At 67.2% G+C, this 18,266-nt stretch carries 15 protein-coding genes; 8 read left to right on the forward strand and 7 right to left on the reverse strand.

The genetic code is table 11. The features are described 5' to 3' along the window. Positions 1 to 38: 38 nt before the first annotated feature. Positions 39 to 902 (forward strand): DMT family transporter, encoded by an 864-nt coding sequence (locus AOZ53_RS13410; protein WP_054430891.1) that lies wholly within the window; start codon positions 39 to 41, stop codon positions 900 to 902. A 102-nt stretch (positions 903 to 1,004) separates the two neighbouring features. On the opposite strand, the gene hemB is transcribed toward AOZ53_RS13410, so the two are convergent. Both hemB and yihA read right to left on the reverse strand, forming a co-directional pair. Beyond that, positions 1,005 to 2,021, reverse strand: a complete 1,017-nt coding sequence (gene hemB / locus AOZ53_RS13415; protein WP_054430890.1) for a porphobilinogen synthase — start codon at positions 2,019 to 2,021, stop codon at positions 1,005 to 1,007. Then, on the reverse strand, positions 2,018 to 2,641 hold the full coding sequence (yihA, locus tag AOZ53_RS13420) for a ribosome biogenesis GTP-binding protein YihA/YsxC (RefSeq protein ID WP_049077223.1): 624 nt from the start codon (positions 2,639 to 2,641) through the stop codon (positions 2,018 to 2,020). The genes hemB and yihA overlap by 4 nt, the downstream gene beginning before the upstream one ends. A gap of 255 nt (positions 2,642 to 2,896) precedes the next feature. On the opposite strand from yihA, the gene AOZ53_RS13425 reads away from it, so the two are divergent. From AOZ53_RS13425 to ccsB, 3 genes are all read left to right on the forward strand, one after another. Continuing rightward, the gene (locus AOZ53_RS13425; RefSeq protein ID WP_156333392.1) at positions 2,897 to 3,598 is read left to right on the forward strand and encodes a c-type cytochrome; all 702 of its coding nucleotides are present in this window, start codon (positions 2,897 to 2,899) and stop codon (positions 3,596 to 3,598) included. Between the two features lie 119 nt (positions 3,599 to 3,717). Beyond that, complete coding sequence (locus tag AOZ53_RS13430) at positions 3,718 to 5,796, forward strand: cytochrome c biogenesis protein ResB (protein WP_054488174.1); 2,079 nt, start codon at positions 3,718 to 3,720, stop codon at positions 5,794 to 5,796. An 8-nt stretch (positions 5,797 to 5,804) separates the two neighbouring features. Beyond that, positions 5,805 to 7,151, forward strand: a complete 1,347-nt coding sequence (ccsB, locus tag AOZ53_RS13435; RefSeq protein WP_006392019.1) for a c-type cytochrome biogenesis protein CcsB — start codon at positions 5,805 to 5,807, stop codon at positions 7,149 to 7,151. 63 nt (positions 7,152 to 7,214) lie between these two features. Here ccsB and lysA read toward each other — a convergent pair whose 3' ends face one another. Together lysA and AOZ53_RS35230 are read right to left on the reverse strand one after the other, a co-directional pair. Next, positions 7,215 to 8,507, reverse strand: a complete 1,293-nt coding sequence (lysA, locus tag AOZ53_RS13440) for a diaminopimelate decarboxylase (RefSeq protein ID WP_054488175.1) — start codon at positions 8,505 to 8,507, stop codon at positions 7,215 to 7,217. Beyond that, complete coding sequence (locus AOZ53_RS35230) at positions 8,504 to 8,770, reverse strand: LPS translocon maturation chaperone LptM (protein ID WP_306670203.1); 267 nt, start codon at positions 8,768 to 8,770, stop codon at positions 8,504 to 8,506. The genes lysA and AOZ53_RS35230 overlap by 4 nt, the downstream gene beginning before the upstream one ends. Here AOZ53_RS35230 and cyaY point away from each other — a divergent pair. After that, positions 8,721 to 9,050: an iron donor protein CyaY gene (cyaY, locus tag AOZ53_RS13445; RefSeq protein ID WP_006392017.1), complete on the forward strand. Its 330-nt coding sequence runs from the start codon at positions 8,721 to 8,723 to the stop codon at positions 9,048 to 9,050. The genes AOZ53_RS35230 and cyaY overlap by 50 nt on opposite strands. 46 nt (positions 9,051 to 9,096) lie before the next feature. Here the strand turns inward: cyaY and AOZ53_RS13450 are convergent, their stop codons facing one another. Next, entirely contained in the window at positions 9,097 to 11,544 is a 2,448-nt protein-coding gene (locus AOZ53_RS13450; RefSeq protein ID WP_006392016.1) for a penicillin-binding protein 1A, read from the reverse strand. A gap of 115 nt (positions 11,545 to 11,659) precedes the next feature. On the opposite strand from AOZ53_RS13450, the gene AOZ53_RS13455 reads away from it, so the two are divergent. Genes AOZ53_RS13455 through AOZ53_RS13465 form a run of 3 tightly spaced genes read left to right on the forward strand, consistent with a single transcriptional unit; the run spans position 11,660 to position 14,528 of the window. Continuing rightward, on the forward strand, positions 11,660 to 12,301 hold the full coding sequence (locus AOZ53_RS13455; RefSeq protein WP_035359749.1) for a shikimate kinase: 642 nt from the start codon (positions 11,660 to 11,662) through the stop codon (positions 12,299 to 12,301). After that, on the forward strand, positions 12,298 to 13,374 hold the full coding sequence (aroB, locus tag AOZ53_RS13460; RefSeq protein ID WP_054488179.1) for a 3-dehydroquinate synthase: 1,077 nt from the start codon (positions 12,298 to 12,300) through the stop codon (positions 13,372 to 13,374). Before AOZ53_RS13455 ends, aroB begins: the two co-directional genes overlap by 4 nt. 26 nt (positions 13,375 to 13,400) lie before the next feature. After that, complete coding sequence (locus AOZ53_RS13465) at positions 13,401 to 14,528, forward strand: deoxyguanosinetriphosphate triphosphohydrolase (protein ID WP_054474570.1); 1,128 nt, start codon at positions 13,401 to 13,403, stop codon at positions 14,526 to 14,528. A gap of 70 nt (positions 14,529 to 14,598) precedes the next feature. On the opposite strand, the gene AOZ53_RS13470 is transcribed toward AOZ53_RS13465, so the two are convergent. Together AOZ53_RS13470 and uvrA are read right to left on the reverse strand one after the other, a co-directional pair. Beyond that, a complete protein-coding gene (locus tag AOZ53_RS13470) occupies positions 14,599 to 15,261 on the reverse strand; it encodes a glutathione S-transferase family protein (protein WP_054430882.1) in 663 nt (220 codons plus the stop codon). Positions 15,262 to 15,300: 39 nt separating this feature from the next. Continuing rightward, entirely contained in the window at positions 15,301 to 18,156 is a 2,856-nt protein-coding gene (uvrA, locus tag AOZ53_RS13475; RefSeq protein ID WP_369816820.1) for an excinuclease ABC subunit UvrA, read from the reverse strand. Positions 18,157 to 18,266 lie beyond the last annotated feature (110 nt).

Here is an 18,266-nt window from a genome sequence, read left to right on the forward strand (position 1 = left end):
CAAGCCAGGACCGCACCGGTCTGATCTATCTGCAACTGATGTTCGTCATGGCCACCTGGGGCCTGAACATCGTCTCCATCAAGTACCTGACGCAGCACATGGATATCCGCGCCCTGGCGGCCTTGCGGATCGCCGTGGCGTTCGTCGCCGTCACGCTCATCGTCAAGGCCCGGCGCGGCCGCATTCCGAAGCTGGGGCGCGTGGAACTGGCCTGGGTGGCGCTGGCCGGCTTCCTGGTGGTGTACGCGCACCAGACCGCGCTGGTGTACGGGTTGCAGTTCTCGTCGGCCGCCAATGGCACGCTGCTGATGGCCACCAGTCCCTTGCTGTCGGCGCTGCTGGCGGCGCTGTTCTATCGCGAGCGGCTGACGTGGCTGCGGATCGCCGGCGCCTTGCTGGGCCTGGCCGGCGTGGCGATGGTGGTGGTGGGCAGCGGCGCGCAGCTGGGGCTGACTGGCTGGGGCGATGCCATCGTGTTCCTGGCGGTGGCGGTGTTCGTGTTCGGCGGGCTGGTGATCCAGCGCATCTCGCGCACGCTCGATCCGCTGGCGATGCTCTGGTACATGTACCTGGCCGGCGGCCTGATGTTGATGGTGCACGCGGCGATGACGCCATCGTCGTATGACGCGGACAACTGGAGCATGACCTGGTGGCCGTGGCTGGTGCTGCTGTTCTCGGCGGTGATCGCCTCGGGCGTCAGCAACATCCTGTGGAACGCCGGCATCGCCAGGCTGGGCATCAGTCGCGCGGCGCTGTTCGTGAACTGGCTGCCGATCTTCGGTCTGCTGTTCGCCGCGCTGTTCCTGGACGAGCACGTGACGCTGGTGCACGTGGCGGGGCTGGCCTGCATTCTCAGCGGCACGTGGCTCGGCCTGCGCCGTGGCGCGCCGGCATCGCGCTGAAAACGCGGCGGGCCGCAAGGGCCCGCCGTTGGCACGCGCGCATCATGTCGATGCGCGCGGATGACAAGCGGGGCAGGGCCGTGGCGGCCTCGCCCTCCAGGATCAGCGCTGCTGCTTGAGCAGCCGCGCCGCTTCGATCGCGAAGTACGTCAGGATGCCGTCGGCGCCGGCGCGCTTGAACGCCAGCAGGGCTTCCATCATGACCTTGTCGTGGTCCAGCCAGCCATTGGCCGAAGCCGCCTTGATCATCGCGTATTCACCGCTCACCTGGTAGGCGAAGGTCGGCACGCGGAAGGTGTCCTTGACGCGGCGCAGCACGTCCAGGTACGGCATGCCGGGCTTGACCATGACCATGTCGGCGCCTTCCTGCAGGTCGGCGGCGACTTCACGCAGCGCTTCGTCCAGGTTGCCCGGGTCCATCTGGTAGGCCATCTTGTTGGACTTGCCCAGGTTGGTGGCCGAGCCCACGGCGTCGCGGAACGGGCCGTAGAAGGCGCTGGCGTACTTGGCCGAGTAGGCCATGATCTGCGTGTGGATGTAGCCGTTGGCTTCGAGCGCGCGGCGCACGGCGCCGATGCGGCCGTCCATCATGTCGCTGGGGGCGACCATGTCGACGCCGGCGGCGGCCTGCGTCAGCGCCTGCTTGACGAGGATCTCGACGGTCGGCTCGTTGATGACGTAGCCGTTTTCATCGATGACGCCGTCCTGGCCATGGCTGGTGTACGGGTCCAGCGCCACGTCGCACAGCACGCCCAGGTCCGGGAATTGCTTCTTCAGCTCGCGCACCACGCGCGGGATCAGGCCGTCGGGATTGGTGGCCTCGATGCCGTCGGGCGTCTTGAGCGCCGGGTCGATGGCGGGAAACAGCGACAGCACCGGGATGCCCAGCGCCACGCATTCCTCGGCCACCGGCAGCAACGTGTCCAGCGAATAGCGCACCACGCCCGGCAGCGACGGCACGGCCTGCTTCAGGCCATTGCCCTCGGCCACGAAGACCGGATAGATCAGGTCGTTGACGGTGAGGGCGTTCTCGCGCACCAGGCGGCGGGTGTAGTCGTCGCGGCGCAGGCGGCGGGGGCGGGAAACCGGGAAGTCGGGGGTGATGATCTGCGGGTTCATGGTACGACCTTGGGAGAAATCCAGTTTTCTATGTGCGCGCCAGCTTCTTCCAGGCCGATGCGCTCCGGCGCCGAGAAGGGGATGGTGTGCAGGGCGCCGATGTCCGCCAGGTCCTTGCGTACCGAGAACACGGTGCGCACGCGCTGGCCGTAAGGCAGCTTGTCGGCTTTGGTGAGCAGCGCCAGCACCGGGCGGCCGGTGGGGGCGATGAAGTTGGCCAGGCGGCGGTCCAGTTCGGTGACGCCGCGGCGGATGTCGATGAGCAGCACGATGCCGGCCAGCGATTCGCGGTCGCGCAGGTAGCCGCCCAGGATGTCGGCCCACTTTTCCTTTTCATCGCGGGCCACGGACGCATAGCCGTAGCCGGGCAGGTCGACGAGATAGCCGATGTGGCCTTCCGGGTTCAACGGGTCGGGCAGGCCGAACATGTTGATCAGGCGCGTGCGGCCCGGCGTCTTGCTCGAGAAGGCGAGACGGCGTTGGTTGCACAGCACGTTGATGGCCGTGGACTTGCCGGCGTTGGAGCGGCCGACGAAGCAAACCTCGGGCGCATCAGGGGGCGGCAACTGGTCGAGGCGAGCGGCTGACGTGAGGAAAGAGGCGCGATGTAGGAGGGACACGGATGGCTTTGGCTACAGTTGGTTTCGAGCCCTATTGTATAATCCGGCGTTTGCAACAGTGGTCCCCGTGCGCGGAGCCGTCTCTTTTGCTTACTGTTGAGGGCATTTCGTACCAGCCGGCCAGCCGGTTTCCCAGGTACCCCGGCCTTTGACGAGCAGGCAAACGGGCAAATCAGGTTCGATACGGTTTTCCAGATGTGCGGGCAGGCGTGGGCGCCTTTTTGCGCCTTGATCGATGTGATCGTCGAGGTCTTCATGAAGCGTGTGCTGTCCCGGATGTTGGTTGCGAGCGGGCTGTTGCTCGGCGCCTCCGCCTTATCTACTACGAGTTTCGCCGCCGATGGCGCCGCGGGCCCGGCCAAGCCAGATGCCGCCAAGGGCGGGCAGCTGTTTGACCAGGGCGATGCCTCGCGCGGCATCATCGCCTGTGCGTCCTGTCATGGCGCGGCGGGTAACAGCACCATCCCGGTGAATCCCAACCTGGCTGCGCAACCCCACGAATATCTGGTCAAGCAATTGACCGACTTCCAGGTCAAGCAGGGCGCCAAGCTGCCGGTGCGCAACGGCCCGGGCGGCAATCCCACCCCCATGACCGCCATGGCGCAGAACCTGACGCCGGCCGACATGCAGAACATCGCGCTGTACCTGGCGCAGCAACCGCTGAAAGAGCCGGCCACCGCCGGTTATGAGAAGTTGGTTGATCTGGGTCAAAAGATCTGGCGCGGTGGATTGCCCGAGCGCAATGTTCCCGCCTGTGCGGCATGCCATTCTGCCAACGGCGCGGGCATTCCGGGCCAGTATCCCCGCCTGTCGGGCCAGTTCCCCTTGTATATCGAAGAGCAGCTCAAGCTGTTCCGCAGCGGCGATCGCGCCAACGACGTGATGCACGCCGTGGCCGACCGGATGTCGGATGCCGACATCAAGGCCGTGGCGGACTACGCGGCCGGCCTGCGGTAAGCACCCGCCGGCAACGCGCGCGGCTGGTCCGCGTTCACGCAACCTGGGCATGACGGAACCTGTTTCCGTCCTGCGCTGTCTACGAGGGGGGTAGCCGATCGTGCGGCCCCCCTTTTTTCATGAATTCGACTCAGACACACTCCCGTCCCTCCCTGCGCAGCCTGCCCCGCGATCTGTTTGAATTGCTGGGCTCGATGCGCTTCGCCGTCAGCCTGCTGATGTTCATCTGCGTGGCGAGCCTGGTGGGAACGGTGCTGCAGCAGAACCGGTCGTCCAACAACTACATCGACCAGTTCGGCCCGTTCTGGTTCGAGGTGTTCGACAAGTTCTCGATCTGGCACGTCTACAACAGCTGGTGGTTCCTGCTGATCATGGCGTTCCTGGTCATCTCGACCACGGTCTGTCTGATCCGCAATGCGCCCAAGATGCTGCGCGACGCGCGCTCGTTCCGCGAGCACGTGCGCGGCGGCAGCCTGCGGGCCTTTCCGCATCGCGTCGAGACCGAGGCGCCGACCGACGTGCCGCAGACCGCGGCGGGCCTGACCGCGCTGCTCAAGCGCATGGGCTACGCGGTGCGCGAGCGCCAGGACAGCACCGGCGTGCTGCTGGCGGCCAAGAAGGGCAGCGCCAACCGGCTGGGCTACGTGTTCGCCCACGCCGCCATGGTCATCATCTGTATCGGCGGGCTGCTCGACAGCGAGCTGCCGGTGCGCCTGCAGGTGATGTTCGGCGGCAAGAAGCCGATCGTCGAGAACATGCTGATTTCCGAGGTGCCGGAGAGCGGCCGCCTGTCGGTCAACAACCCGAGCTTCCGCGCCAGCGTGCTGGTGCCGGAAAATGGCCAGGCCAGCACCGCGGTGGTGATGGTGGGCGACGGCGCGCTGGTGCAGCCGATGCCGTTCACCCTGAAGCTCAAGAAATTCGTCGTCGATTACTACTCGACCGGCATGCCCAGCCGCTTCGCCAGCGAAGTCGAAGTGACCGATCCGGATACCGGCAAGAGTTTCGATTCGACCATCGAGGTCAACGAGCCGCTGCGGTTCAAGGGCATGACGGTCTACCAGTCCAGCTTCGACGACGGCGGCAGCACGGTGGTGCTCAAGGGCTATCCGCTGGTGGGCGCCGACAGCGCCACGTTCAATGTTGACGGCACCGTGGGCAAGACCGCCGAAGTAAGCGCTAACACAGCGCGTGGCCCGCGCAGCATGGGCGTGGAGATCACGGCCCTGCGCCCGATCAACGTCGAGGACCTGACCCGCGGCGATCCCAAGGGCGGCAACCAGAGCTTCGCCGAGCACGTGGCCTCGGTGTCCGGCAGCGCCGCCGGCAAGAAGAACGAGAACCTGCGCAACGTGGGCCCCAGCGTCGAATACAAGTTGATCGACGACGCCGGCCAGGCGCACGAATTCCAGAATTACATGCTGCCGGTGCAGCTGGACGGCGCCAGCGTGTTCCTGGCCGGCATACGCAACAATGCCTCCGAGCCGTTCCGCTATCTGCGCATCCCGGCCGACGACGACAGCTCCGTGGCCGAGTTCATGCGGCTGCGCGCGACGCTGGCCGATCCCGCCGCGCGCCAGGAGGCGGCCCGCCGCTTCGCCGAGCGCAACAGCCCCAGCGGCGCCGACCACCAGCCGCTGCAGACGGCCGCCGAGCGCGCCCTGGAAACCTATGCTTCCGGCGGCCTGCAGGCCGTGGCCGCGTTCCTGCAGGCCAACACGCCGGCCGCCGACCTGGAGCGCGCCGCGGACGTGGTGATCCGCCTGATCGGCGCCAGCATGAACGAACTGCGGGCGGTCGAGCGCGAACGCGCCGGGTTGCCGCCGGTCCCGACCGAAGGCCCCGAGGCCGAGCGCGCCGCGCTGTGGTCGCGCCTGGCGGTGGCGGCGTTGTCGGACCTGACGGTCTATCCGGCGCCGGTCTTCTTCTCGCTGGCCGATTTCAACCACGTGCAGGCCAGCGTGTTCCAGGTCAGCCGCACGCCGGGCAAGAATACGGTCTACCTCGGCAGCCTGCTGCTGGTGCTGGGGGTGTTCTCGATGTTCTATATTCGGGATCGTCGCGTCTGGATCTGGATCAAGCCGCAGCAAGGCGGCAGCGGCATCCTGGCGGCGATGACGTCGCAGAAGCGTACACTCGACTTCAACCAGGAATTCGATCGCTTCAAGCAGGCGCTGCTGCGCCAGAAAGGGTCTTAAGGTTTCCTATGTCCACGACGACCACCACGCATTCCCCCACGCCCGACAACCTCTGGCAGGACAGCCTGTCCGAGACCGGTGACAGCCGCGCGCAGCGCGGCCGGCCGGACTGGACGGACATCGTGTTCTTCCTGCTGCTGGCGGCGGGCGCCGGTTTCGCGCTGACGCGTTTCAGCGGCGCCATGGACTACTACGAGAAGATCATCCTGTGCGGCACCGTGCCGGTGCTGGCCTGGATGGGCTGGCTGTGGCGGCCCCTGCGCCGCCTGATGGTGGCCTGTGCGATCGCGGCCGGCCTGGCGCTGATGCTCTACGGCAATGACCTGGCGCGGGCCGAGCAGGTGTTCTTCCTGAAATACCTGTTCTCGTCGCAGTCGGCCATCCTGTGGATGAGCGCGCTGTTCGCGCTGGCCATGGTCTGCTACTGGATCGGCTTCTTCAGCCCGACCGCGGCCTGGCTGGGTACGGCGCTGACCTGGGGCGCGGTGTTCGCGGGCGTCACCGGCCTGCTGGTGCGCTGGCGCGAAGGCCACCTGATGGGCCCGGACCTGGGCCACATCCCGGTCAGCAACCTGTACGAAGTGTTCGTGCTGTTCGCGCTGATCACGGCGCTGTTCTACCTGTACTACGAACGCAAGTACGCCACGCGCGCGCTGGGCGGCTTCGTGCTGCTGGTGGTGACCTCGGCGGTGGTGTTCCTGCTGTGGTATTCGTTCACGCGCGACGCCGGGCAGATCCAGCCGCTGGTGCCGGCGCTCAAGAGCTGGTGGATGAAGCTGCACGTGCCGGCCAATTTCATCGGCTATGGCACCTTCTCGCTGGCGGCGATGGTCGGCTTTGCCTACCTGGTCAAGCAGCACGGCCAGACCTCGTCGTGGCTCAAGCTGGCGCCGCTGTTCGTGCTGGGCGTGCTGCTGTGCGCCGAGCCCATGGTGTTCCGCACCGATGGCCTGTCGGCCACCTGGATGCTGTACTTCGGCATCGGCGCCGTGATCGTCGGCGCCATCCTGCTGGGCCGGCGCCGCATCGCGGCCGCGCTGCCGCCGCTGGAGGTGCTGGACGACATCATGTACCGCGCCATCGCCATCGGCTTCGCCTTCTTCACCGTGGCGACCATCCTGGGCGCGCTGTGGGCCGCGGACGCCTGGGGCGCCTACTGGCAGTGGGACCCCAAGGAAACCTGGGCGCTGATCGTCTGGCTGAACTACGCGGCCTGGCTGCACATGCGCCTGATCAAGGGCCTGCGCGGCACCATGGCGGCCTATTGGGCGCTGACGGGCCTGCTGATCACCGGCTTCGCCTTCCTCGGCGTGAACATGTTCCTGTCGGGCCTGCATTCCTACGGCCAGCTCTGAGCCAGACGCGCACGGCAAAAGGCCCCGTTTCGACGGGGCCTTTTTCGTGGGGCGGCGGGGCGTTCAGGGCAGCGTCGATTCGCCGCGCAGCAGGTCGTCCAGCGTTTCGCGCTGGCGCACCACGTGATAGCGGTCGCCGTCGACCATGACCTCGGCCGCGCGCGGGCGGGTGTTGTAGTTGCCGGCCATGGTCATGCCGTAGGCGCCGGCCGATTCCAGCGCCAGCACGTCGCCCTGTTCCAGCGCCAGCGCGCGCTGCCGCGCCAGCCAGTCGGCGCTTTCGCAGACCGGGCCGACGACGTCGTATTCGAGCGTGTCGCCGGCGCGCGGCCGCAGCGGCCGCAGGCCGTGCCAGGCGTCGTACAGCGCCGGCCGCAGCAGGTCGTTCATGGCGGCATCGACGATGGCGAAATTGCGCGCCTCGCCGTGCTTCAGGTACTGGACGGTGGTCAGCAGCACGCCGGCGTTGCCGACCAGCGACCGGCCGGGTTCGAGCACCAGCTGCAAATGGCCCTGGCCGCGCGCCTGCAGGCGCTGGAACACGTGATCCAGCAGCGCCTTGGGCGAGGGCGGCACTTCGTCACGGTAGCGGATGCCCAGGCCGCCGCCCAGGTCCAGGTGCGACAGGCGGATGCCGATGCCGTCCAGGTCGGCGACCAGGTCGAGCAGTTTTTCCAGCGCGTCGAAATAGGGACTGATGTCGGTCAGCTGCGAGCCGATGTGGCAGTCCAGGCCGGTGATCTCCAGGCCGGGCAGCAGGCGGGCGCTGCGGTAGGCGTCCAGCGCCGCCCCGATGGGGATGCCGAACTTGTTTTCCTTGAGGCCGGTGGAAATATAGGGATGGGTCTGCGCGTCCACATCCGGGTTGACGCGCAGCGATACCCTGGCGCGCAAGCCCATGTCCTGGGCCACGTCGGACAGCCGCTGCAGTTCGGCCTCGGATTCGACGTTGAAGCCCATGACGCCGGCGGCCAGCGCCGCGCGCATCTCCCAGGCCTGCTTGCCGACGCCGGAGAAGACGATGCGGGCGGGATCGGCGCCGACGGCCAGGGCGCGTTTCAATTCACCGCCGGAGACGATGTCGAACCCCGCGCCCAGGCGGGCGAATTCCTTGAGGACGGCCAGGTTGGAATTGGCCTTCATGCCGTAGCAGACCTGCACGGGGCGTTGCCCGATGGCGCTACGGTAAGTCTCCCAGGCGGCCTTGAGCGCCGCGCGGGAGTAGACGTAGAGCGGCGTTCCCAGTTTTTCGGCCAGATGGTCCAGCGGCACGTCTTCGGCGTACAGCACGTTGTTGCGGTACTGGAAGAAGGGGTGCCCGGCCAGTTCGGGCGGAACTGGGAACGCGGCGGTCATGGCAGGGAGAGGGGCGTCGGGATTTGTGGCGTCGTGGGCGGTCGCTGGTGGGTTGATGGCGGTTTCCCATCAGGCGTCGGGGTATACAACGGACCCTTGTAGCCGCAGGCCGCAACCATGCCGGTCGCCAAGAGCGTGGCTACAATGCGAAGAGACATGCGGCTGAATGCCAATTGGAACACTGGGAACTCCGTAATTCTTGCAGGCTCGATTATGACCGAATCCGAATTTCTTGCGTTGATCGACCAGGTGCTGAACAGCATCGAAAGCCAGGCCGATGACTGGGCGGCTTCGCTCGACGTCGACGTCGAAACCAGCCGCAGCGGCAATGTGCTGACGATGGTCTTCGAAGACAATACCCACGTGGTGGTGAACAGCCAGGCCGCCATGCAGGAACTGTGGGTGGCCGCGCGCAGCGGCGGCTTCCACTACCGTTACGACGGCCAGAACTGGAACGATACCCGAGGCGGCCCGAAATTGCCGGACGCCCTGTCCCAGATCTGTTCGGCGGCGGCCGGCGTGCCCGTCACGATCCGCCTGTAACGCCCAAGAAAAAGGCCGGCTGACGCCGGCCTTTTTTTCATTCCGTTCAGAACGGGATCTTCTGCGACCAGGGTTGGGCGTTCTGCGAGCCCACGCCCGGTCCGACCTTGATGCGGTTGTCTTCGCCGCTGTCGTTGTTCAGGCCGTTCAGGAACTCGCCCAGCGTATCGGCCTGCGGCAGGCCCAGGCGCGCCACCGCCTGTCCGGGCGGGAATTCCGAGAAGTAGTACTCGCCGTTCTCGACGATGATGCCGTCGGGACGGGGGCGCGGCTTTTCTTCCGGCACGCCCTTGAGCACGTCCTGCATGTAATCGACCCAGATCGGCATGGCCACGCCGCCGCCGGTTTCACGCGAACCCAGCGACTTGGGCTGATCGAAGCCGAGCCAGGCGGTGGCCACCAGCGAGGGCGTATAGCCCGAGAACCAGGCGTCCACCGATTCGTTGGTGGTGCCAGTCTTGCCGGCGATGTCGTTGCGCTTGAGCAGCACGCGGGCGCGGGCGGCGGTGCCGTAGGTGGCCACGCCGCGCAGCACGTCGTCCATGATCCAGGCGGTGCGCGGGTCGATGGCGCGGGCGGCGGCGTCGCCGGCCACGGTCGGCTTGGCCTGCATCACGATCTTGCCGTTGCTGTCGGTGACGCGATCGATCAGGTAGGGCGTGACGCGGTAGCCGCCGTTGGCGAACACCGAGAACGCGCCGGCCAGCTGCAGCGGGGTCACCGAGCCGGCGCCCAGCGCCAGCGGCAGCACCGCGGGCTGGCGCGCCTTGTCGAAGCCGAAGCGGGTCAGGTAGTCCTGGGCGTACTGCGGACCGATGGCCTGCAGGATGCGGATCGAGACCATGTTCTTGGACTTGTACAGGCCCTGGCGCAGCGTCAGCATGGGCTCGTACTGGTTGCCGTAGTTCTTCGGGTTCCAGGCCTTGGAGCCGGTCTGCGCCGCGGTCAGCTCGAACGGCTGGTCGGAGATCTGCGTGGCCGGCGTCAGGCCGCGCTCGAGCGAGGCGGCGTAGATGAACGGCTTGATGTTCGAGCCGGGCTGGCGCCAGGCCTGCGTCACGCGATTGAAGTTGCCGCGGTAGAAATCGAAACCGCCGACCATGGCGCGGATCGCGCCGTCCTGCGGCGACAGCGCCACGAACGCGGCCTGCACCGACGGCAGGTTGATGATTTCCCAGTTGTCGCCCAGCTTGCGGATGTAGACCACCGAACCGCGCTTGATGCGCTGCTCGGGCTTGGCCTTGTCGTTGAGCGCGCGCGCCACCACGCCCAGCACCTTCTTGTCGGTGACAGTGATGATCTCGCGCGAACTGCGCGCCAGCTTCACTTCGGTGGGGCTGGCCGACAGCACCAGCGCGGTCAGCAGGTCGCCGCTGTCGCCGAACTTGTCGAACACGCCGTCCAGGAATTCATCCAGGGCTTGCGGGTTGTTCTCGGTGCCCGGGGGCAGGTCGAGCTGTTCCTCGGGGCCGGGGTAGGGCGCGCGGCGGGTGTATTCCAGCACGCCTTCGCGCACGGCGCGGTAGGCCGCTTCCTGGTCCTTGGACTGGACCGTGGTGTAGATGTTGATGCCGCGCGAGTAGACGTTGTCCTGGTACACATTGAACAGCAGCTGGCGCGCCAGTTCGGCCACGTATTCGCCATGGATGCTGTAGCCGCCGGCCGGCGTGCCTTCCGCCGACTTCATGACGATCTGCTGCGCCATCGCCTGTTTGTACTCAGGCTCGGTCAGGTAGCCCAGCGACTGCATGCGGCCCAGCACGTAGCGCTGGCGCAGTTCGGCGCGGGGGCGGTTGGAGATCGGGTTGAAGCGCGACGGGGCCTTGGGAATGCCGGCCAGCATCGCGGCCTCGGCCGGCGTCACTTCGGACAGCGGCTTGCCGAAATAGGTGCGCGAGGCGGCGGCGAAGCCGTAGGCGCGGTGACCCAGGTAGATCTGGTTCATGTAGAGCTCGAGGATCTGGTCCTTGGTGAGCTCGGATTCGATCTTGAACGTCAGCAGCAGTTCGTAGAACTTGCGCGAGTAGGTCTTTTCCGACGACAGGTAGAAGTTGCGCGCCACCTGCATGGTGATCGTGCTGGCGCCCTGCGTCTTGGACATGTTGATCAGGTTGGTCAGGCCGGCGCGCACCACGCCGGTCCAGTCGATCCCGCCGTGCTGGTAGAAGCGGTCGTCCTCGGCCGCCAGCACCGCGGACTTCATCACGTCCGGGATTTCATTGAAGCGCAGCACGTTGCGGCGCTCTTCGCCGAACTCGCCGATCAGCACCTTGTCCGCCGTGTAGACGCGCAGCGGCACCCGCGGGCGGTAGTCCGTCATGGCGTTCAGGTCCGGCAGGTTGGGCCAGGCCAGCGCCAGCGCCATGCCCGCCAGCAGCACGCCGCACAGGAACAGGCCGGCAAAGAAAATGCCGGTCTTGACGAAAAAACGCAATATCGGGGAACCGTTATTGGCGGGCTTGTCTTTTTTGGAGGAATTCTGCGGCTTGCTCATCGCGGCGATTTTACGGGTATCTCCGGTCCCGCCTCAGTGTGGCGGATCGGTTTCTGTAACAAGATAGTTCAGTGTGGTGCGCGGGCAACTTGGCGGCAGATGTGATAATGCCGTCATGAACTTTTCCGCTCACTCATGTCCGGAGGCTGACCCGGACCTGGCGCCCTCCGGCGAGGCGCCCGAAAACCCGCCTTGCGCCTCGGAGTGCCTGGGCAAGACCGTGTCGTTGCCGCACGACCTGCCCATCTTCCTGGTGGGGATGATGGGGGCGGGCAAGACGACCATCGGCCGTGGCCTGGCGCGAGCCCTGGGGCGCGATTTTATCGATCTGGACCATGAGCTCGAGGCGCGTTGCGGCGTGCGGGTGCCGGTAATCTTCGAAATCGAGGGTGAGGCCGGTTTCCGTCGCCGGGAATCCGCCGCCCTGGAAGAGTGTACCCAACGCCGCAACATAATTCTCGCCACCGGCGGCGGCGCCATCCTGGCCGCCGAAAACCGGTTGCGCCTGCGCGAGCGGGGCATCGTGGTCTATTTGAGGGCCAGTGTGGACGAATTGTTCCGCCGCACCTGCCGCGATCGCAACCGGCCCCTGCTGGCCACCGCCGATCCGCGCGGCACGCTGCGCGACCTGATGACCCTGCGCGAACCCCTCTACAAGGAAGTCGCCGACCTGGTGGTGGAAACCGGCTCCATGCCCATCCACACCCTGGTCAAGGCGCTCCTGCCGCAATTACAAGCCTTCGAGAAGCAGATATGAACGTTGTTGAGGTCGACACCCCGGGCGGACAGTACCCGATCCGCATCGCGCCGGGGCGCCTGGATGCCCTGCACGAGAGCATCCCCGCCGACGCCACCGCCATCGCGGTGGTGACCAACCCGACCGTGGCCGCCTTGTACGGCGAACGCGCCGAAGCCGCGCTGGCGCGCACCGGCAAGCGGGTGCTGCGCATCGAGCTGCCCGACGGCGAGTCGTACAAAGACTGGCAGTCCCTGAACCTGATCTTCGACGCGTTCTTGACCCATCGCCTGGACCGCCGCTGCGTGCTGGTGGCGCTGGGCGGCGGCGTGATCGGCGACATGACCGGCTTCGCCGCCGCGGTCTACATGCGCGGCGTGCGTTTCGTGCAGGTGCCCACGACCCTGCTGGCCCAGGTCGATTCGTCGGTCGGCGGCAAGACGGCCGTGAACCATCCGCTCGGCAAGAACATGATCGGCGCGTTCTACCAGCCGCTGGCGGTCGAGATCGACACCGCCGTGCTGGCCACGCTGCCGGCGCGCGAAGTGTCGGCCGGCCTGGCCGAAGTCATCAAGTACGGCCTGATCCTGGATCCGGAATTCTGGACCTGGTGCGAACAGAATGCGCAGAAATTGCGCAGCCTGGACCCGCAGGCCATCGCCTATGCCATCCGCCGTTCGTGCGAGCTGAAGGCGCAGGTGGTGGGCAAGGACGAACGCGAATCCGGCCTGCGCGCCATCCTGAACCTGGGCCATACCTTCGGCCACGCCATCGAGGCGGGCCTGGGCTACGGCGCCTGGCTGCACGGCGAGGCGGTCGGCTGCGGCATGGTGCAGGCGGCGGAACTGTCGGCCGACGTGGCCGGCTTCCCGCGCGCCGACGTGGCCCGCGTGCACGCCCTGGTCGAGGCCATCGGCTGTCCCGTGGTCGCGCCCGACCTGGGGGCCGATCGCTGGCTCGACCTGATGCAGGTCGACAAGAAGACCGAGGGCGGCGAGATCCGCTACGTGCTCATGACCCGCATCGGCGCAGCGATGATGCGGGCGGCGCCGGCCGATGCCGTGCGCGCCGTACTGGCCCGAACCACTCAGTAAAGACCGCTGGAGAGACGGTGTCGCAGATGAAAGAACTGGCTTCCTATGCATCCGACCCGTCCCGATCGCGCGGCCGGGCCTATGCCGAACCCGCGCCGGAAAACCGCACGGAATTCCAGCGCGACCGCGATCGCATCATCCATTCCAGCGCGTTCCGGCGGCTGGAATACAAGACCCAGGTGTTCGTGAACCACGAAGGCGACCTGTTCCGCACCCGGCTGACACACAGCCTGGAAGTGGCGCAGATCGCGCGCACCCTGGCGCGCAGCCTGGGGCTGTCGGAAGACCTGACCGAAGCCATTTCGCTGGCGCACGACCTGGGCCACACGCCGTTCGGCCATGCCGGCCAGGACGAGCTCAACGCCTGCATGCGCGAACTGGCGCCCGAGGCCGGCGGCTTCGAGCACAACCTGCAGAGCCTGCGGGTGGTCGATGAGCTTGAAGAGCGCTATGCCGATTTCAACGGATTGAACCTGTGCTTCGAGACCCGCGAAGGCATCTTGAAGCATTGCTCGGCGGCCCATGCGCGGCAGCTGGGCGCGGTGGGCGAGCGCTTCCTGGCGCGCACCCAGCCGTCGCTGGAGGCGCAGATCGCCAACCTGGCCGATGAAGTGGCCTACAACAACCACGACATCGACGACGGCCTGCGTTCCGGCCTCATCACGCTGGAGCAGCTGCAGGGCGTGTCGATCTTCCAGCGCCATTACGCCGAGGTGCTGGCGCGCTATCCCGGCCTGGCGTCGCGCCGCGCGGTGGCCGAGACCATCCGGCGCATGATCAACACCCTGATCGGCGACCTGACGCAGACGTCGCTGGCGCGCATCCGCGACGCGGCGCCGGCCAGCGCCGACGACGTGCGCCGCGCGCCGCCGCTGGCGGGGTTCTCGGAAGGCATCCGGCGCGAGGCTGACGAACTGAAGAAGTTCCTGTTCGACAACCTGTATCGGCACTACCGCGTGCTGCGCATGACCACCAAGGCGCGCCGCATCGTGCGCGAGTTGTTCGCGGCGTTCCTGGACGATCCGCGCCTGTTGCCGCCGGACTATCGCCGCGCCGCCTTCAACGACCAGGCCCGCGCCATCGCCGACTACATTGCCGGCATGACCGACCGCTACGCCATCCGCGAGCACCGGCGCCTGTTCGACATGAGCTAGGGCCGGCGCCAGGCGGCGTTCTGGGCGGCATGCGCGCCGGGTTCAGGCGGCGAGACGCGGCCCGCCGGCATCAACGATGTTTGCGGTAGGGTTCGTCGGCCTCGACGAAAGTGGCTTCGGCGCGCGCGTCGCGCATCCATTCCTGCATCGCCGGCAGCGCCAGCACCGCGTCCATGTAGTCGCGCACCGGGCCGGCCGCGGCGATGCCGTAGGTGACGAAGCGCGACACGATCGGCGCGAAGAACGCATCGGCGATCGAGAAGGCGCCGAACAGGAACGGGCCGCCCTGGCCGAATTCCGCGCGCGTGTCCTGCCAGATGGCGTGCATGCGCGAAATCTCCTGGCGCGCGGCCTCGGGGATATCGATGCCGGGCAGGTGCGCCTCGATGTTCATCGGCAGCGCCTGGCGCAGCGCGCCGAAACCGCTGTGCATCTGCGCGGTCAGCGAACGGGCGCGGGCCCGGGCGCGCGCGTCCTGCGGCCACAGGCGGGCCTCGGGATGCTGTTCGGCCACGTATTCGCAGATCGCCAGCGAGTCCCAGACCGCCAGGTCGCCATCCAGCAGCACCGGCACCAGGCCGGCCGGCGTGAGCGTTTCCAGGCGGCGGGCGAACGCCTCGGTGAACAGGCCCAGCTTCTGTTCGGTGAAGGCGACGCCGGTGGCGCGCAGCGCGAGCCAGGGCCGCAGCGACCACGACGAGTAGTTCTTGTTGCCGATGATCAAGGTGTACATGCCGATTCCCCTTAGTAGGCCCTGATTGCGCCGCGCCGTTCAGCCGCCCGGCGTGCGGCGCAGCAGTTTGCCGAGATAGTGTCCGGTGTGGCTTTCCGGCGCGGCCGCCACGTCTTCCGGCGTGCCTTGCGCCACCACCCGGCCGCCGCCGTCGCCGCCTTCCGGGCCCATGTCGACGAGCCAGTCCGCGGTCTTGATGACGTCCAGGTTGTGCTCGATGATGAGCACGGTGTTGCCGCTGTCCACCAGCTGGTTGAGCACCTGCAGCAGCAGTTCGATGTCGCGGAAATGCAGGCCCGTGGTGGGTTCGTCCAGGATGTACAGGGTGCGCCCGGTGCTGCGGCGCGACAGTTCCTGCGACAGCTTCACGCGCTGCGCTTCGCCGCCCGAGAGCGTGGTGGCGCTCTGGCCCAGCCGGATGTACGACAGGCCGACGTCGATCAGCGTGTGCAGCTTGCGCGCGATCGCCGGCACCGATTCGAAATACTCCAGCGCCTGCTCGACCGTCAGGTCCAGCACCTCGCTGATGTTGCGGCCGCGGTAGCGGATCTCGAGCGTTTCGCGGTTGTAGCGCTTGCCGTGGCAGACGTCGCAGGGCACGTACATGTCCGGCAGGAAGTGCATCTCGACCTTGACCACGCCGTCGCCCTGGCAGGCCTCGCAGCGCCCGCCCTTGACGTTGAAGCTGAAGCGGCCGGGATCGTAGCCGCGGGTGCGGGCCTCGGGCACGCCAGCGAACAACTCGCGGATCGGGGTGAACAGGCCGGTGTAGGTGGCCGGGTTGCTGCGCGGGGTGCGGCCGATCGGGCTCTGGTCGACGCTGATGATCTTGTCGAAGTTCTCCAGGCCCTGCATCGCGGCGTAGGGGGCGGGTTCGCTCTGGGCGTGATGCAACTGGCGCGATACCGCCACCGCCAGCGTGTCGTTGACCAGGGTCGACTTGCCCGAACCGGACACGCCGGTGACGCAGATCAGGCGGCCGGCGGGCAGGCGCAGGTCGACATTCTTGAGGTTGTTGCCGGTGGCGCCCGTGAGCGTCAGCCAGGGCAGTTCGTCCGTGACCGGGCGGCGCTGCGGGATGGCGATGGCGCGCTGGCCGCTCAGGTACTGGCCGGTGAGCGAGTTCGGGTCGCGCTGCACGGTTTCGGGATCGCCCTGCGCCACCACCTCGCCGCCGTGCTCGCCCGCGCCCGGGCCCATGTCCACGACCCAGTCGGCCATGCGGATCATGTCTTCGTCGTGCTCGACCACGATGACGCTGTTGCCCAGGTCGCGCAGGTGCTGCAGCGTGCCGATGAGGCGGTCGTTGTCGCGCTGGTGCAGGCCGATGGAGGGCTCGTCCAGCACGTACATTACCCCGGTCAGGCCCGAGCCGATCTGGCTGGCCAGGCGGATGCGCTGGGCCTCGCCGCCGGAGATGGTGTCGGCGCTGCGGTCCAGCGACAGGTAGTTCAGGCCGACGTTGTTCAGGAAGCTCAGGCGCGCCTCGATCTCGCGCACGATGCGCTGCGCGATCTCCTGCTTGGCGCCGGTCAGCGCCAGGTCGCGGAACCACGCCAGGCAGGTCGACAGCGGCATCGCCTCGACTTCATAGATGGCCTGGCCGTGGCGTTCGTCGCCGCGCGGATCCTGGCCGATCAGCACGTGGCGCGCTTCCGGCCGCAGGCGCGAGCCGCCGCAGTCCGGGCAGGTCTTGATGTTGCGGTACTTGCCCAGCTCCTCGCGCACGGTGGCCGAATCGGTTTCGCGCCAGCGGCGCTCCAGGTTCGGGATCACGCCTTCGAAGGTGTGGCGCTTGACGGTGCTGCGGCCCTTTTCGTTCAGGTACAGGAACGAGATTTCCTCGTCGCCCGAGCCATACAGCACCTTGTCGCGCAGCGCCTCGGGCAGGTCCTCGAAGGGCGCCTCGATGTCGAATTCGTAGTGCGCCGCCAGGCTGGTCAGCAGCGAATGGGTGAACGCGTTGCGGCGGTCCCAGCCGCGGATGGCGCCGGCGGCCAGGCTCAGTTCGGGGAAGGCGACCACGCGCTTGGGATCGAAAAAGCCCACCTGGCCGATGCCGTCGCAGCTGGGGCAGGCGCCCATCGGGTTGTTGAAGCTGAACAGGCGCGGTTCCAGTTCCGGCAGGCTGTGGCTGCACACCGGGCAGGCGTAGCGGCTGGAGAACACCTGCTCGCGGCTGCCGTCCATGTCCAGCGCCAGCGCGCGGCCGTCGGCCAGCTGCAGCGCGGTCTCGAAGCTCTCGGCCAGGCGCTGCTTGCTCTCGGGCTTGATGCGCAGGCGGTCGATGACCACGTCGATGTCGTGCTTCTCGGTTTTCTTCAGCGGCGCCATGCCGTCGATTTCCACCATCTGGCCGTCCACGCGCAGGCGCACGTAGCCCTGCGCCTGCAGGCTGGCGCATTCGTCCTCGAAGCTGCCTTTCTTGCCGCGCGCAATCGGGGCCAGCACCGCCAACCGGGTGTCGGCCGGCCAGGACAGCACCGCGTCCACCATCTGGCTGACGCTCTGCGCCTGCAAGGGCAGGCCGTGGTCCGGGCAATAGGGCGTGCCGACCCGCGCGTACAGCAGGCGCAGGTAGTCGTGGATCTCGGTGATGGTGCCGACGGTGGAGCGCGGGTTGTGGCCCGCCGCCTTCTGCTCGATCGAGATGGCCGGCGACAGGCCCTCGATCAGGTCGACATCGGGCTTGTCCATCAGCTGCAGGAACTGGCGGGCGTAGGCGGACAGGCTTTCGACGTAGCGCCGCTGCCCCTCCGCGTAGAGCGTATCGAATGCCAGCGAGGACTTGCCCGAGCCGGACAGGCCGGTGACCACCACCAGCTTGTGGCGCGGCAGATCCAGCGAGACGTTCTTGAGATTGTGGGTGCGGGCACCCCGAATGCGTATGGTCACGTCTATCGGGCTCTTTTAAGCGGTTGCAAAGGCCAACTTGGTACTATAGCGCGCCGAGTCCTCAGGCCATAGATCAGACCGCAAGCGCATGACATTCGCGCGCGAACGGC

The sequence above is a fragment of the Achromobacter sp. 2789STDY5608621 genome (assembly GCF_001299375.1).
Taxonomy (GTDB): Bacteria; Pseudomonadota; Gammaproteobacteria; order Burkholderiales; family Burkholderiaceae_B; genus Achromobacter; species Achromobacter insuavis.

What these genes read in the sequence shown, in the direction of transcription:
- AOZ53_RS13410 (WP_054430891.1), top strand. Translation starts at nt 39, where the DNA reads ATGTTCGTCATGGCCACCTGGGGCCTGAACATCGTCTCCATCAAGTAC.
- hemB (WP_054430890.1), bottom strand. Translation starts at nt 2,021, where the DNA reads ATGAACCCGCAGATCATCACCCCCGACTTCCCGGTTTCCCGCCCCCGC.
- AOZ53_RS13425 (WP_156333392.1), top strand. Translation starts at nt 2,897, where the DNA reads ATGAAGCGTGTGCTGTCCCGGATGTTGGTTGCGAGCGGGCTGTTGCTC.
- AOZ53_RS13430 (WP_054488174.1), top strand. Translation starts at nt 3,718, where the DNA reads ATGAATTCGACTCAGACACACTCCCGTCCCTCCCTGCGCAGCCTGCCC.
- ccsB (WP_006392019.1), top strand. Translation starts at nt 5,805, where the DNA reads ATGTCCACGACGACCACCACGCATTCCCCCACGCCCGACAACCTCTGG.
- lysA (WP_054488175.1), bottom strand. Translation starts at nt 8,507, where the DNA reads ATGACCGCCGCGTTCCCAGTTCCGCCCGAACTGGCCGGGCACCCCTTC.
- cyaY (WP_006392017.1), top strand. Translation starts at nt 8,721, where the DNA reads ATGACCGAATCCGAATTTCTTGCGTTGATCGACCAGGTGCTGAACAGC.
- AOZ53_RS35230 (WP_306670203.1), bottom strand. Translation starts at nt 8,770, where the DNA reads ATGCTGTTCAGCACCTGGTCGATCAACGCAAGAAATTCGGATTCGGTC.
- AOZ53_RS13450 (WP_006392016.1), bottom strand. Translation starts at nt 11,544, where the DNA reads ATGAGCAAGCCGCAGAATTCCTCCAAAAAAGACAAGCCCGCCAATAAC.
- AOZ53_RS13455 (WP_035359749.1), top strand. Translation starts at nt 11,660, where the DNA reads ATGAACTTTTCCGCTCACTCATGTCCGGAGGCTGACCCGGACCTGGCG.
- aroB (WP_054488179.1), top strand. Translation starts at nt 12,298, where the DNA reads ATGAACGTTGTTGAGGTCGACACCCCGGGCGGACAGTACCCGATCCGC.
- AOZ53_RS13465 (WP_054474570.1), top strand. Translation starts at nt 13,401, where the DNA reads ATGAAAGAACTGGCTTCCTATGCATCCGACCCGTCCCGATCGCGCGGC.
- AOZ53_RS13470 (WP_054430882.1), bottom strand. Translation starts at nt 15,261, where the DNA reads ATGTACACCTTGATCATCGGCAACAAGAACTACTCGTCGTGGTCGCTG.